Annotated in this window: 13 protein-coding genes; 6 read left to right on the top strand and 7 right to left on the bottom strand. The window is 46.9% G+C overall.

Annotation, left to right across the window (positions count from 1 at the left end):
• Window positions 1-14: 14 nt before the first annotated feature.
• The 5 genes from G6Q48_RS19500 (at window position 15) to G6Q48_RS19480 (ending at window position 2,926) form a co-directional block, all read left to right on the top strand.
• Window positions 15-578: a transglycosylase SLT domain-containing protein gene (locus G6Q48_RS19500; RefSeq protein WP_042847212.1), complete on the top strand. Its 564-nt coding sequence runs from the start codon at window positions 15-17 to the stop codon at window positions 576-578.
• Window positions 571-1,104, top strand: coding sequence for a hypothetical protein (locus G6Q48_RS19495; protein WP_042847215.1), 534 nt, complete (start codon window positions 571-573; stop codon window positions 1,102-1,104). Before G6Q48_RS19500 ends, G6Q48_RS19495 begins: the two co-directional genes overlap by 8 nt.
• Window positions 1,101-1,616 (top strand): FlhC family transcriptional regulator, encoded by a 516-nt coding sequence (locus G6Q48_RS19490; RefSeq protein WP_042847218.1) that lies wholly within the window; start codon window positions 1,101-1,103, stop codon window positions 1,614-1,616. Before G6Q48_RS19495 ends, G6Q48_RS19490 begins: the two co-directional genes overlap by 4 nt.
• Window positions 1,616-2,035 (top strand): hypothetical protein, encoded by a 420-nt coding sequence (locus tag G6Q48_RS19485; RefSeq protein WP_042847219.1) that lies wholly within the window; start codon window positions 1,616-1,618, stop codon window positions 2,033-2,035. Before G6Q48_RS19490 ends, G6Q48_RS19485 begins: the two co-directional genes overlap by 1 nt.
• Before the next feature lie 144 nt (window positions 2,036-2,179).
• Window positions 2,180-2,926: a hypothetical protein gene (locus G6Q48_RS19480; protein WP_042847220.1), complete on the top strand. Its 747-nt coding sequence runs from the start codon at window positions 2,180-2,182 to the stop codon at window positions 2,924-2,926.
• Between the two features lie 52 nt (window positions 2,927-2,978).
• On the opposite strand, the gene traN is transcribed toward G6Q48_RS19480, so the two are convergent.
• The 5 genes from traN to G6Q48_RS22955 form a co-directional block, all read right to left on the bottom strand.
• The gene (traN, locus tag G6Q48_RS19475) at window positions 2,979-5,693 is read right to left on the bottom strand and encodes a conjugal transfer mating pair stabilization protein TraN (RefSeq protein ID WP_166268097.1); all 2,715 of its coding nucleotides are present in this window, start codon (window positions 5,691-5,693) and stop codon (window positions 2,979-2,981) included.
• 421 nt (window positions 5,694-6,114) lie between these two features.
• The gene (locus G6Q48_RS19470) at window positions 6,115-9,273 is read right to left on the bottom strand and encodes a conjugal transfer protein TraG N-terminal domain-containing protein (RefSeq protein ID WP_052219375.1); all 3,159 of its coding nucleotides are present in this window, start codon (window positions 9,271-9,273) and stop codon (window positions 6,115-6,117) included.
• A gap of 14 nt (window positions 9,274-9,287) precedes the next feature.
• On the bottom strand, window positions 9,288-10,724 hold the full coding sequence (locus G6Q48_RS19465) for a conjugal transfer protein TraH (protein ID WP_042847221.1): 1,437 nt from the start codon (window positions 10,722-10,724) through the stop codon (window positions 9,288-9,290).
• Window positions 10,725-10,745: 21 nt separating this feature from the next.
• Entirely contained in the window at window positions 10,746-11,807 is a 1,062-nt protein-coding gene (gene traF / locus G6Q48_RS19460) for a conjugal transfer protein TraF (protein WP_042847222.1), read from the bottom strand.
• Window positions 11,785-12,123, bottom strand: coding sequence for a hypothetical protein (locus G6Q48_RS22955; protein WP_166268095.1), 339 nt, complete (start codon window positions 12,121-12,123; stop codon window positions 11,785-11,787). Before G6Q48_RS22955 ends, traF begins: the two co-directional genes overlap by 23 nt.
• A 36-nt stretch (window positions 12,124-12,159) precedes the next feature.
• On the opposite strand from G6Q48_RS22955, the gene G6Q48_RS22950 reads away from it, so the two are divergent.
• Complete coding sequence (locus G6Q48_RS22950; protein WP_042847223.1) at window positions 12,160-12,561, top strand: hypothetical protein; 402 nt, start codon at window positions 12,160-12,162, stop codon at window positions 12,559-12,561.
• A 51-nt stretch (window positions 12,562-12,612) separates the two neighbouring features.
• Here G6Q48_RS22950 and G6Q48_RS19445 read toward each other — a convergent pair whose 3' ends face one another.
• Window positions 12,613-12,825, bottom strand: a complete 213-nt coding sequence (locus G6Q48_RS19445; RefSeq protein WP_166268093.1) for a hypothetical protein — start codon at window positions 12,823-12,825, stop codon at window positions 12,613-12,615.
• A 42-nt stretch (window positions 12,826-12,867) separates the two neighbouring features.
• Window positions 12,868-13,377 (bottom strand): hypothetical protein, encoded by a 510-nt coding sequence (locus G6Q48_RS19440; RefSeq protein WP_042847225.1) that lies wholly within the window; start codon window positions 13,375-13,377, stop codon window positions 12,868-12,870.
• Window positions 13,378-13,485: the final 108 nt, after the last annotated feature.

The following is a 13,485-nucleotide window of genomic DNA, read 5'->3' as shown; positions in this document are numbered from 1 at the left end:
TAGGGGTAAACAAAATGGGTAAATTACTGTTAAGCGCCAGTGTGGCAGCAGTAATCCTCTCATCTCAAATACTCCCGGCACAAGCTGGGGTGGTTGATTTGAAAGGAACGGCATGGGAAAAACATGCCAAGAATGAATGCGGTCTGGACCCGCATCTCTTATACGCCGTTGCTTTGTGGGAAAGCAAACAGCGTGCCGGTGGCGGCGGTTATGTCGCCCCAAGCCCTTGGGCACTGAATAATGCAGTTTACGGTGCCTACTATCCAAAAAACTACGAAGATGCGAAGCGCGCGCTTAAGCGCTACATAGCCGCATCTAAAGTAACCGATATCGGTATCGCCCAGGTCAACTATCGCTGGAACGGGAAGTATGTCAGCAAGCCAGAGGATCTTCTGGATGTAGACACTAACATTCGGGTTGGCGCGAAAGTGTTATGTAACGCTATCAAAAACTCCCCAGATGACATCGTTTTAGCAATAGGTAGTTATCACACTCCGAACCCGGAACTGCGTGACAAAGCGCGTTGGTACGGTACGAATGTGCTCAGAATCTGGAAGAGGCTGATTGAAAATGGTTAATGAAAACATATCGCTATTGAGCTGCGCTGCTTCACTGGAAACACGCGCGCAATCTTTTTTCCGCAGTCCGTTTGTTCTGTCTGAAGATGATCGCTTAGTGTTAAAAGACAAAGACCTTCTAGCGCAGCTGACAAAATCTGTTAAATCATACAACGTACCTGTTTTTATAGTTGACTACATGCCTGGACGCAAACTTACAGAAGTGGATAACTTCGTCCGGCATGACTCCTATATTCTTCGGCTTGCACTTCTCGTGTACAGCATCAGGGTGAAAATTCTCAACGGCACGCTGGCCGAGTCATTTTACTGGTTGGGCTCCGATGAAGCGTTGAATTTCATTGAGCGGCTTGACGATAGTCAAACCATTGACGCCATCATCAAGGGCGAACTGTATATCAAACCGGTTCGTTCGCTGCGGGAGCTCGCTTCTGGGGAGTGGAGCTCTGTTTTTGGCAGTGATAACCCGCACATGACTTTGCCAGCTTATTTGCAATTACGTTTTGAACATTGGAGCACAGATCTATGAAAGCCGCACTCGTAAAAGATGAAGACATTTTTGCTTTGGCACAGCGGATGGTCAAACTGGGCTTCCGTCGTCGTATCATTACCACGTCGCTTAATGCAAGTGACCGACTCATTGACCATTTGAAAAAACAGTTCGGTCAGGAAGAAGTGGCAATCGGACGCTTGAAACTGTCGGAAACCTTCTTGGCTTCGCAGCCAAAAAAGATGGAGGCAACCAACTTTATGAGCATCTATCTACGTCGCGCGAAGGACCCTAGCAATCAGGATGACATCAGTGAAGTGGTCGATTCGTTTGAAGTGTATCGCGAGTTAAATATGCGATTCAGACCGACTATTGCGGCGGATGTTATGCTTCATCCGAACGAAGCCTGGACACTGGCGCGTGACTTCCGTTCTGATGAGATCCGAATGGTGAAATGCGTACATTGTAAAATGTCCTTTATCACTCCCTTTGATGGTGATCGTTCGAATAAAAAGCATAAGTGCCCGTTCTGCGAAGATAAGGCTCATTAATGCAAACGCGAACTTTGATTGGAATATTCACAGCGTTAGCTTTGCAGGGATGCACTTTTCATACGTTGCCTGGCAGCCAGTTGGTTGCTCCCGGTTATATGCGCGTGAATCTGTGCCAAAAGCTGGACTCGCCCGAGCTTTGCAAGTCGAAGTTTGGCGAGTTCAAGAAACGGCTGATCGTGAAAGACATTTCCTCCACGGCGGGGTATATCATTCCAGATTCTGTTGGTTGGGGATGGGTGGTAAACAAAGTGAATGCACCTTTTGTTTTCTACGACCCGGAACTGAAGACAGAAATCCCCCCTCTGGAAGGGGAATTTATTCCGGGAAATTTCGAACCAGCCCTTAAAGTACCTTGCACGAAAGATGCGACATGCAGCCACCAGCAAGTGCTAACCGCTTGGAAAGATTCAATTTAAATCAAATTCACAGTGTTAGATCCCTTATTTAAACAATAGGGGATTTTTTTTAGCCAGATTTCTTCGTCAGCTGTCATGGCGGGGTTACTATGCTCTCAACACGAAAAACTACTTACCTGCAACTCTACGAATAAGGTACCGAACATGAAAAAGATTCTGACCGCTTCTTTGATTACTCTGGCAATGGCAATGACGGGCTGTGCTTCTAAACCTGTTCCGATGCCGGTGGATACCAATCCGTCGGAGGCTTTACAGTTTGCCCGTGCAATGGAGATGCGCCAAATTACAGATGCAGGTGATAATTATGTCATCTATAACAAGCTGGTTGACGGCGGGCGTATTCTCCCACTTGAGAATCCAGTAAGAGCAGGAGAGGTTGCCAAAACTCAACGGTCAGGTGCCGGTACGGCAGATGTTGTTGGTGGGTTGGCTATTAAAGATCCATTCATTGCTTTAACAGGTTTTTTAACCGCGAAAAGACCTCAGCCTTATACTGATGGGGTTGTTTTATTCGGTTCCTGGGCAGGGGGAGACCGGGAAGTAGATCAGTCTCAAATGTTTGAAGCCTTTAAAACCTTCGCCCCTAAAATGGCAGGTTTTAATGAATATGAACTATGCGGGCAGGACAAGAGCTGGAGTTGGTTCTCGTTAAGTAAAGCTAAAGAAACCGGGCACCTACCAAAACCGCCTGTTTTAGTCAGCCCTGAAGAGTATCGCTCTGGGTACGCATCGGCCTGTTTCTTCTATCTTGCGGCGAAAAAAGAAAACATGCCATTGATGAAGGAACTATCTGTGGCCCTTGGTGCAAAACGAGCTCTGTTTGTGCCAGCCTCCCAAGAGCATGCTCCGTATGTGTTTTACAACGGTAAGGTTCTTGAATTCAAAAACTAATATTACAGACGAAAGTAGAAACCCCGCCAAAACTGAGCGGGGTTTTTTATGATTAACGCACTTGTATTGAAGCGCCTGCTTTATCCTTCAGGTCATTTATATCAACGCTATCAACGCCATCCTTGAAACGGTCGAGGCTGTTTTTACGTTTACCGTCAACGTTGAGAATGCTGCCTGAACCGGTAATGCTGTCGAGATTGACTGATTCGGGCGTTGGCAGTAAATCGGCTGAGTAAAGTGAACCAATCCATTCCGACAGATCGACTTTTTGGAAGTCAATTCGACCAAACTCTTCCAACGTTAAGCCACGGCAATCCGGATTCTTGTTATCATCCCAACCAATGCCCAACTGGGCGCGCCCTTGTTCTTGGAAAATTCGCCCAATCTGTGAGTTGAACGTGCAGTAACTTGACCGTTTTTCAATGCACTGCCCTAACACTTTGGATTGGCACCAGCTATCGATGAAGGTCGCAAGTTTGGTTTCTTTTTTCACAGCAAGCTTAAATTCATCTGCTGTACAAGCCCAGATGATGTTTACCAAGATGTTTGCAACCTGATATGCCATGTAGGCATAACCGACAACGGAAATAGCGGAAGTAAGGGTGGAAGACAGCTCTACAGAACTGGCTAATGCGCCGTCGGACCCGACCGCAGCAACCGATTCTGACCCAGCAGCTGTGCCCCCGGCCTGGAATAACGCATTTGTTACGCTCGAACCAAAGGTGTCCAAAGTCCATTGAGCAACTTGTTTAGTTAAAGTGCCCACCGCCTGATCCATCATTTCTCCGATACCGAGATCTGCAATTTTATCTGCAACCGCTGACCCTGCATTACCAGTTAAGCTATCCAGTGCAGACATTGCAGGTTTAGTGATTGCATCAATAGCACTGTTAGCCAATTCAGAACCCATGTCGAACATGCCTTTACCTTGCTCGAACATGCCCGCTTTAACGGCCAGCGCATCTGAAACTTTCAGGGTGTAGTAGGTTAGCTGAAGATACTCAATCCAGCTGACATCAACAGGCTGGTTGCAGCAATCGACCCAGCCACCCAGTGCTGATTTACAAGTAGCAGCTTCACCTTTGAATAAGGTGCAAGTGCGATTGACGTTGATAGTTTCATCACCGCAGGTCATTTCGTTAACCGCGTAAGTCGCCGCTTGAAGCATTGCGACTGCCGTTTGGAAGTCTCCACTAGGTTCCGATTCTGGCGTTAAACAGGTACCGTTGATGCACTGCACCGCTCCAGCACACTGGTAAGTCTCGGTTTGTGTAGTGCTTGGCACTGTAACATCTTGACCGCAGTCCCAGGTCTCAGAAGCTTGCCAACAACCGCTTTGCCCACCAGCTGCGCCTGTGATGCAGGAAGACTTAATAAATTTGCAGGCATTGTTATTATCAAAGTCTTTGCATGAGTTATTCACTCCGGCATCAGTACCACAGTTAGATACAACGGTTGCACTACGGCAGAATGGGGAAAGCCCGCCGATCGGTGGTGTTTTAAGATCCTTTTCGCACACAGTAACCCCATTGATATAAGCGCAGCCATTCGCGTCAGGTGTGACTGTTTCATTGCAGGTGACCGAATAGTTTTGGCAATAACCCTGATTGACTGCATCCAGAAAAGTATTGAACCCTTCTTGGTTGTCGGCAATCCATTCATCTTTGCTAACGGCCTTAGATGGGTCGTAGCGAACTTCCAATTTCGCATAGCCTTCACCATTGCCATAAACTGAAACGCGTGTTTTGAAAATCAGTTCATCGCCGTCTTGTACTTCCTGGAAGTTCTGAGTCACGTCAGCCTGTGGATCAACACGCCAACTGGTATCCAACTCGCAAGGCCCTTCGGTTTCTGGTGGGAATAACTCACCTTTGCTGTAGTTCCAAGGTCGGTATTTCCCATCAGTACCTGCATCCTTCATTCCTGCAACAGGGCCCGCAAATACTTTTTTCTCACCAAGGTAGATCTGCATATAATCATCCCAGGTTGCGTAAGTCAGTTTTGCACTGGAAATGGCTTGCGGGTTGTAAACGCGAACACCTGTATATTCTTCATATATTTTACAACGACCATCCCAGTAGTTATCGCCGACTCTACCCACCCAAAGAGTTACGCAGGCTTCACCGCAACCTTCAATGTTGGCAGAACCGGAGCTATGGCTCAGGAAGCCTGCCACGTAAGGGTGGGTTAAACGATAGGTGCCACTGACGCTGGTGGTGCGAGTGCACTCTTTATAATCAGGAATGTGTTGCTTAACACCGTCCGTATTCAGTTCGGAGGTCATTGAGCAGTCATCCAGATCCTGCATGTATTTATCCTGGTTCGCCAAGAAATCTTTGTGTTTGTCAAAGATAGAATCCGTGGCTTTCAGTTTTGCAGTCGTTTTCGTTGAGCCTGAAACGGCGCGATAGGCTTCGCCTCGCAATGACGATTCAGAGGCAAGTGCAGAACCAGTATCAAAGCCTAACTTTTGGGTTTCACCATCATTACCATACACGGATTTCAGCTGATCCAGGGAGGTGGATGACGCCTCGCCAGGATACACGTTATTTAAGTTAACGGCCTCACCATCCCCATACTGAACAGTGCCGTTACTATTTGCAGAAAGACCGGGTAGAGACTTATAGAATTCAACCGCTGACTGAGCATTTGCTGCCGAGTTTGCCGAGTAAGCGTAGGGGGCATACATCGCTACACCCAAGTGGCTCATCGTGAACAACGTGCAGACCGTTTTTGAAAACCAATTTTTCCTAAAAAGGGTTATCATTCGTAATCACCTTGTAGATTGCAGGCATTGATGGCTAGGCGTATCACAGAAAATTTCGTCACCTGAAAGAACTGTGAGAGAATCAATGCATAGAGACGCCATTGAGCAAGCATAAATCAATGACGTATACGGGCAACAAAGAAGGGCAGCAAAACGAGGTGCTTTTCTTTTACTGATATTTGGGAGTAAAACATGAGTACATTTGGCGCACACGGCGTAGCCTATCTACCCCCCATTGTGGTTCACAGAGTTCCAATAAGCACGAAAAAGTCACCACCCAAACCACCGGGGATCCAAAGAGACATTGCGCTTTGCATGTTTTGGCTGGTACTCAGCGTTCCCGCTGCTTATATGCTCTATATCGGTTGAGTTTTTTAGGCCAAAAAAAAGCCTCCGACTGGAGGCTTTTGTATGTTAAGGGTTATTTCTTCTCGTTATCAGACATCAGCGCCTCGACAGATTCTTTTACGACATGAGCATCAGTACGATGCATGTTGCTCTTCGTGGATTCTACCTTGCCAATAATCGCCATTGCTAGCTGCTGATCGCCGCCTTCAAGCCTACCGTTCACATATTCACCGCCGGTTGCGAGGGTGACAGCGTGGAAGGCCTGAATACGAGCGTGTTCCATTTGCTCTGGCGTATTGTCTTTGTCTTTGACGGTACCGTACAAGTGTGAGATGGCATTTTTAGCGTATTCGCCTCTTTCACCTCCAACACCAGTTACTTGAGAAGCCATTTCCTGTCCCTGACCGTAACCTTCCTGATAAGAGAACCCCCCCGGCTTAATGCCGTTTGAAACCTTGTCTAAGGCGCTTTGAACCTTAGGCATCGCATCCCCCGTCATTCCATAATTTGATTTGTTCACCAGTTCATATCGTGCAGCATTGCCTCTCATAGTGTTGAGTTCTTGGGTTGAACGGGATTCATGATTCTCAACCTGTCCTTTATTATCGAAATGCTGATCAATAACGTGCCCCTGGGCTGTGCCTGGTGCTGATTGGGCATAATTACCAGCTATGCCTGCTGCTGCCTGACCCTGGGTAGAACTTGAACCATTATTAACACCACCAGCAATACTATCGATATGCGCTTCGGCTTGCTCTGCGTTAGCTGCGATCCCTTGGTTTGCCCTGGCAGCATCAGCGCTGACCTCTGGTTGTTGCGAACCTCCACTAACGAAACCTGACAGTTTAGCTACTTCGCCAGCTTGACCTATTGAAGCCGCTGCGCTGAACTGAGCGAATGTATGCGCATCTTCCTGTGTCATCCCTAGTGAAGAGAGGCGTGCTGTATCTTCGTTGATCCGCTGAGATAAGTCTTCGCGACCAGCCAATACCTGAGTTAGTGCGGCTTGAGCTTCGTTGCTACCTCCAATGGATTGCGCAATCTGTGCTGAGTTCATGTTTTGGCCCAGAGAGCTACTCATCGAATACTGTTGTGCTTCAGAATAGGATTTTTGAGCCGACTCCTGTTTTTTATAAGCTTCACCGTATTGTTGGGTTGCCGCAGTGCTTTGTCCTGCTGCCTGCATGCTGCTGTAATAAGCCATTGAAGACTGTGACCTGATTTGACTGAGTTGCGAGCTTAGCGCGTCACTGTTTGAAGCGTTATCACTGCTTGAGTAGCTCGCGTCCGCCGTGTGAGTTTTACCTTTTGAAGCTGACTCATTACGCTGTAAGGATGCCGACCCAGAAACTGAGGCACCAGACCCTCCAATTTTCAAACCAGCAGATGCCTCAGCGCTACCTTGAACAGAGCCCATATTCAAAGCTGTCAATGCTTCAGCTTCGGAAGTCCCGTTACGCGAAGCGACATCTTGAACAAACGAACGCTGGGAAGAGGTTAGAGAACCCAAAGCAGCTTGCATGGCATCCTGGCTTTGTTGAGACTGGGTTCCATTTCGCATGTTGGAAGCAACCTCTTGGAACATTTTCCCTTCTGATGCAGAGCGTTCAACCGAGGCTGACTCGACGTTCTGTTTAGCGCTGGCGAGGTTAGTAGAAGCAGATTGCTTCATATCAAATTTAGGCAATGCGGAAGATGCACCACCCATGACAGACCCACTGGAGCGATCGAAGTTCACATCAGCGCTTCGGTTGTTCATGGCTGGCGCGTTCGATACATCAGGAGCCATCTGCTTGGTATCAGCTGCGTGAGGCGCAGCGGCGGAGTTTGCCAGTGAGTTAAAGGCGACCGAACTACCCCATACGATAAAGCCACCCAATGCAGGGATCATCGCATATAAATTCCCAGCAAGGCCGATGCTTTTTTGAGTTTCAAATAGCATCAGATATAGCTTATCGAATGAAATCGGATCTATACCATTGAAAATGGCAGACAAGTTAGTTTGAGTGTGAACAAGCACGTACATGTTTACAACTGCTGCCAGTGGCATCCAAGTCTGAGTCCAGATAATGACCAGAAAATATTTCATAACCAAGCGAACACCCATAATGCCCAGACCGAATAAAAAGGCCATGAATGGCGTAAGAGCATAGATTAGCCCTTGGAAAATTGGCATAAACGCCGCCATCCAAGACAGGAAAGACGCGCCGGAGGATGCCCACTGGAAGGCTTGTTGGGTTTGCGTTTGAGTTCGGGTGATAGCAGCGGCACCTCGGAAGGAGGCTTCATATCCATACTTAGGCACATCACGAAGGTAGGGGTACATGATCATCGTCATTTGGAAATCACGCATCGTTGTACCGCTTAGGTTGTAAAAATTCATGATCTCCTGAACTTTTCTGCTCGTATTACAGACGTCACCATCGCCCTGACAAGTCCGGCCCAAAGCGGCATAAGAACGCTGGTAGGCTTTACGGAACATGTCAGAAGAGGATGCATGTTGCATGATCAATTTATCAAAAGCATCTGCACAAGAATATTGTGAAGATACACCTTTCATATCTTCCATTCCTGGAGCCCAGCCCACCATATTGCCATCATAAAGCACGACGTGCTGGAAGCGGTCATCAGATCTCAGCCCTTGCACGCCTTGAGTGCCTCTATAAAGAGTTGAGTAGGTTTTCGCCCCCCGAATAACATCTTTAGTCACGCAGGTTTTCATATAACTTTCCACGCTTCTGGCGAAATCTACACGCGGTTTTTCGTTGGCTAAAAACCAGCGCATTGGGTTTTTTAATGTGTCATAAAGAGACGTCATTGCCACCAATGGATCCAATGCACCATACTCAGTCATTGAAGGAGTGGAGAATGCTTGCTCCATTTTTTCTGTAATTGAATACCCGACAGTGGATATGATGGAGGCCGATGCTGCAAGGCCTGCCGGAACGTTATCAACTGCACGGAAACGTCCGCTAGTAACATCTTCGATGTTGACACGAGCCGAAACCTGGAAGAACACCATATACATGACAATACAGACGGCCATGTTTTGGAAGGAGACGGTTTTACCTGCTGAAATAGCCGATGAAATAACAATCCCGATCACCCCTAACAATGCAGCAATGCGAAATAGATCTGAGAACATCCCACTATTCATTAGCATTGCAACTGCGTTGAAAACATTATGCATAAATTCAATGTCACCAACGGTATATACGTTCCACTGAGTCATTTACTCATATCCTCTTAGAGTGCGCCGTCTACCGACCCTTCACCTTGATATTCAGTTAAAGGCAGGGATTGCATGTAGGACTGGAAGGTTTCCTGGATCTTCTCTTCACCGCCGTATCTGGCCGCTAATGTGCTATAGGAAATTGCCAAATTACGTCGCGCATCTTCTATCAACTTATACATCTCTTCGTAGTAAGCTGAAGCAGAATCATCGTTAGACTGCGCCATACGGGCCCCTGTTGCTGCGGCCGTTAGTAGATCACTGAGGTATTGATTCGCAGCCGAGTAGGATAGGACAGGTGAGATGGCTCGAATATACGAATGACTGGCGTTCAGGTCATGCCTTGCCAAAATGATAGCTTTATTACCAGCGCCACCAACGTTGTAATACCCAGCCTGTTCATGCCGCTCTCTAGATACTTCACCACCCGATTTTGCCGAAACCAGATACCCATCATCAATGAAGAATTTATTAATGGTGTTAGCAACGCCATTCAAGCCAATTTGCTGTTGCACTGGGTTTTCGCACGTTTCGGTTTGGTTTACGCAACTCCACATATGGAAGGCGGGGTCACCATGAATAATAGAATCCAACACGGAGCTAGTTGCCAGAGGGCCAAGTCGAACAACGCTTTTTTTAATGGATCCGTCTTTGTCTGTACTGATATCTTTTCCAACAATAATCGTACCAGTGAGAGACATAACCAATTCTTTCTGTTGTTGCTCAGAGCCTTCGAATTGAGATGAGAACTGTCCATTTTGCAGCAAGCACCACATGAGGTTGCCATAGTCGCCACAAGGCTTACGTTTCCCTGTATCACCTTTGACTTTCTCTGGGGCTTCACCACCACCTGAGTTACCCCACATTGCCTTGAACTGGTCAACAACACCATCAGACGAGAGTTGGGATGACACGGACATTTTGGCATTTTCACCAAATGCGGAAGCTGTATCTACCAGTAATCCTTTTGCTAATTGGCAGGAGTTAACGGTCAGATCGTTCATTTGCTGAACAACAGCCTGCATTTTTGAAATGGCATTATCCAGAACTGCATCCATTGCGTTAAGTGCCAGCTGAAAAGCCAGACCAGCCGCGTTAGCGGCGATGTTACGTAGCATCTGAACAAACTGCTCGGCATTGATAAATGAGAAAGACCCACCAAAAAGGTCGATCCCTCCACAGCCGCCCGACGCGGCAGGAAGATCGATTGTGACTGGCGTAAGAGTTCTTAGTTTATTTCGGAGAACAAAGCCCCCACCAGTGTACCCATCACGAGTAATGCTGTGATAATCTCCCGCGCCAGTTACATTGGACATTGAACCGAACATACTATCGAGCTGGGTACTGATATCCGCAGCATTGGAAGAAGACGTGAACACACCCGACAGAGCAATCGATATTGCTAAGATAGTGCGTTTGAGCCCTTTAGATTTTTGATGTTGTAAAACCATTTTTTGTTACTCCCGCTACTGTTATTTCGCCTTTGTAGATGCTGCGTAACCAGATTTCTTCTGAATGTATTTGATAAAGTCGTCCGAGTTCTCCAGGTACTCTTCCGGCATATCTTTCAGGATGCTCGAATCGATATACCCATTGTCGTTATATGGAAGCGTGCTTTTGTACTGCTCGTTGGTGATGAGCCCCGAGTCATGTGCAATCATGATTGTGCGGGATATCAACTGATCGGCACTGAGAGGCCCGAATGAAAGAATCCGCGTTGCCTCTGGAGGAATAGCCAGTGCGAGCGCAGGAGTGTTGGTGATCTGCAATTTTGCTGCTTGACCAGTATCTGCACGCCAGTTCTCCATGATGTTTCCAGGCATTGGTTTACCATCAATCGAAATTGGAATAACTTTCATACCGGTCATGTAAGTGAACGTATTCATGATCGCCGCTTGTTTCACACAGATTGAGCAATCTTCGCCACGGAAGAAAAAGAAAACCCCAGCGCGTGTGGCAATGTCTTTTATAACAAGCCGTGAGTTTTTTTCAGCCTCCGCAGACTGGTCCATAGCGCCGAAGGTAGACGTAGAGCGACGACTGCTTTCATCAATCAATGGATCTGTAGATGTCACTAAGCGCGCCATATCAGTAAACCGGCTCGCCTTGTCCAACATAATGCGCTGCGCAAGGTAATAGGCCCGGACGTTTTCCTGGGTTGGCTCGTCAATTGCGCGGTCACGTAATTTCTGTACGTTTTCACGGTACCAGGCCACGGTAAAGGCTTCAGGCCCCTCTTCAGGAGTAACCGCAACGGAAGGTTCAGGGACAGGCATTTGCTTGTCCTGCTCTTCGGTTTTGTCCGCTTTAGCAACAGTAGTCTCAGGTTCGATTTCTTTCGGCGGTTCAGGAGGCATTTTTTTCCAGAACCAGCCTTCTTCTTTTCCATCCAGAAACGAGGTACCTCCAGCGGTAACCTGCCCGTTGGAAGCCTTTGGTTTATTATCTTTGCCACCCTCTGCTACCGCATGAGCAGAGAGCACCCCAAATACCAGGGTAGCGATGACTGTTTTATTGAAACTTTGGAATTTCATCTTCATTACCTTTGGTAAGAATTGCCGCTATCCTGTCAGTCCAAAAAAAGGAGTTTTTCCCCTTAAAAACCCTGGCTTTTTCAAGCTGTTGGCACAGTTGATAGTGTCTATATCTTTGTTGCCCGATCTTCTTAATGATGCTTTCGGGTTTTATACCAATTTCCTTACAGGCCTCATCGAGGGTCATGCGTCCGCCGTACTTACGTTCAAGTTCACGCTGCAAGCTGAGACGGTTAGAGTCAGTGCAGAGTATGGCTGGCAGCTTAAAAACAGGCATGAGCATCGAACGGCTGTGAGCACATACGAGAAGTTTCATCAAATCCCTCATCTGATGAATCAATGAGCGGTCATTTTGTCATACACAGGCAAGGAAAACGGCAAAAAAGGCCAGCAAAATGAGGCCAAAAACCGGTGTTCTCAAAGGGTTGAAGGAATCGCATGTGCTTGCGTTTTGTTTACCATCCTTCCGTTGTCTGTGAATGCAGCTCCGGTTATGGCTGGTAAAAAAAAGCAAAAAAAAACCCTGTCCGAAGACAGGGTTTTGGGTGGTTACCCTAGGCTGGAATTACGATTTGCTCTTGTTGCGAGTAAACGCGATCGGCATCGAGACAATCAAAAGAACTTTGATGACAAAGTCCTCTGTCACCTTGATGCCAAAGTGACTACCGAAAACAATCACCATGACAGCAATTGCAACAGTAAAAACAAGAGAGAAGAAGCGAAGGGTATTAAGTTTCATTTTAGGGCTCACTGAGGGAAGTTAAGCACAACGAGGATGTTGTGCGGAGGGGAAGTTAAATCGAAGTTATAGAGAGTGACGCAGTTTCATAATTTTACCGTAGACATCCTGAAGGATGAGCACGATGAAATAAGCGGCCAATGCAACACAACCGGCAGCAATGACAGACATGACAACAATAACAACTACCATAGTCATGACATCAAAGCTGAAAAATACCGTTGCAGCTACAATGATTACCGCAGGAATCAGCGGCAGTAATTTAAATATGTTTTTCATACATCACCAGTGAAAGAGAGTTTGTGGACAGCAAAAAAGCAATTAGTGAAACAGGTGTGCTTTTAAACCGATGGTGTAACGAGAGTAGATACCACCAAAGAGAGAATCTTTGAAAACATCCGGTTCTTCATTATCAGACAAAACAGCCTCAGCCATCTCCACGATACTCACCAACATCTGCGCGCAGAATGAGTTTTTCTTAAACAAATCCCGGTACAAACTGGTATGAATCACCCCATTCAAGTCCATCGCCAAGTTAATCAATAATGCTTGATTAACAGACAGCGAAGGGCAGTCAGGGTCATTGAACGATTCCGTACCAACACCAATTCGGTTCATTGCAAGCAATGTCCGAACCTCGCCTTCCAAATCAGCAAAGCGATGATTGATGTCAATATAGGTTTCTTCATTAATCACCACACCGAGATCATCGCGTAAATCAGAACCGCGCGAGTAATCTTCTTCATCAACGGGCACAATTTCCAAAAGGATGTTGCGAACAGCGATAGGGAAAGTTGTGGTGTAGCTATTGTCAGAGGTAACGTAACGCATGAGAAATACGGCACTGTTGCAAAGTTAGCGATGAGGCAGCCTTTTGTCTTATTCAAAGGCCTTACATTTCAAAAACTCTGCTTACCAGGCGCATTTCGCCCAGGGGAT

This window comes from Providencia sp. M-27 (assembly GCF_011077905.1).
GTDB lineage: Bacteria > Pseudomonadota > Gammaproteobacteria > Enterobacterales > Enterobacteriaceae > Providencia > Providencia huaxiensis.
This window is presented reverse-complemented; position numbering and strand designations above follow the sequence as displayed.

Coding starts and splice junctions, on each gene's coding strand:
- G6Q48_RS19485 (WP_042847219.1), top strand. CDS start 1,616: ATGCAAACGCGAACTTTGATTGGAATATTCACAGCGTTAGCTTTGCAG.
- G6Q48_RS19495 (WP_042847215.1), top strand. CDS start 571: ATGGTTAATGAAAACATATCGCTATTGAGCTGCGCTGCTTCACTGGAA.
- G6Q48_RS19490 (WP_042847218.1), top strand. CDS start 1,101: ATGAAAGCCGCACTCGTAAAAGATGAAGACATTTTTGCTTTGGCACAG.
- G6Q48_RS19465 (WP_042847221.1), bottom strand. CDS start 10,724: ATGGTTTTACAACATCAAAAATCTAAAGGGCTCAAACGCACTATCTTA.
- G6Q48_RS19480 (WP_042847220.1), top strand. CDS start 2,180: ATGAAAAAGATTCTGACCGCTTCTTTGATTACTCTGGCAATGGCAATG.
- G6Q48_RS22955 (WP_166268095.1), bottom strand. CDS start 12,123: ATGAAACTTCTCGTATGTGCTCACAGCCGTTCGATGCTCATGCCTGTT.
- G6Q48_RS19470 (WP_052219375.1), bottom strand. CDS start 9,273: ATGACTCAGTGGAACGTATATACCGTTGGTGACATTGAATTTATGCAT.
- G6Q48_RS19445 (WP_166268093.1), bottom strand. CDS start 12,825: ATGAAAAACATATTTAAATTACTGCCGCTGATTCCTGCGGTAATCATT.
- G6Q48_RS19500 (WP_042847212.1), top strand. CDS start 15: ATGGGTAAATTACTGTTAAGCGCCAGTGTGGCAGCAGTAATCCTCTCA.
- traF (WP_042847222.1), bottom strand. CDS start 11,807: ATGAAATTCCAAAGTTTCAATAAAACAGTCATCGCTACCCTGGTATTT.
- traN (WP_166268097.1), bottom strand. CDS start 5,693: ATGATAACCCTTTTTAGGAAAAATTGGTTTTCAAAAACGGTCTGCACG.
- G6Q48_RS19440 (WP_042847225.1), bottom strand. CDS start 13,377: ATGCGTTACGTTACCTCTGACAATAGCTACACCACAACTTTCCCTATC.